This is a genomic window from Pseudomonas typographi, assembly GCF_014694385.1.
Taxonomy (GTDB): domain Bacteria; phylum Pseudomonadota; class Gammaproteobacteria; order Pseudomonadales; family Pseudomonadaceae; genus Aquipseudomonas; species Aquipseudomonas typographi.
On sequence record NZ_JAAOCA010000134.1, the window covers coordinates 1 to 532 of the forward strand.

The 532-nt window shown below is 63.3% G+C and carries 1 pseudogene; it reads left to right on the plus strand.

What is annotated here, in order from left to right:
• A pseudogene (locus tag HAQ05_RS28945) lies at positions 1–532 on the plus strand (phage tail protein); the annotation flags it as partial.

Consider the following 532-nt stretch of genomic DNA (forward strand, 5'->3'; position numbering starts at 1 on the left):
GGTACAGATCGGGCACGGTTTCGTGCACGCAAAATTCCACTACGGTGACCGGCACCGGTACCGACTTCGCGGCGAACAGCCGGGTGGGCGATGCCTTCCTTGGTCCTGACGGCAACTGGTATGAAGTTGCCAATATTGCCAGCGCTACGGTGCTGTCGATCTTGCCGGCCTACCAGGGCGCGAGCGTCGATGCTGGGAGCTACGCCCTAGCGCCCATGCAGGGCTACGTGAAGGACTCGGCAGACCAGTTGCGTTCGCTGGTGAACCAATTCGGCAGTCTGGCCGCAGATCCCTCGATTAACGCGCTTGAGGCGCTCACCGGTGCTGCCGACAAACTGGCCTACTTCACTGCGGCCGACGCCATGGCGCTGGCCGATTTCCCAGCGCAGGCCAGGACATTGCTGACGGCGAACAGCCAGGCGAACCAGAGATCGGCGCTGGGTCTAGGTTCTGCTGCGGTCGCGGCCATCCTGGGTACCGTATCGCAGTCTGGGGGCGTGCCGACGGGCGCGATTATCGAGCAGGGAAGCAA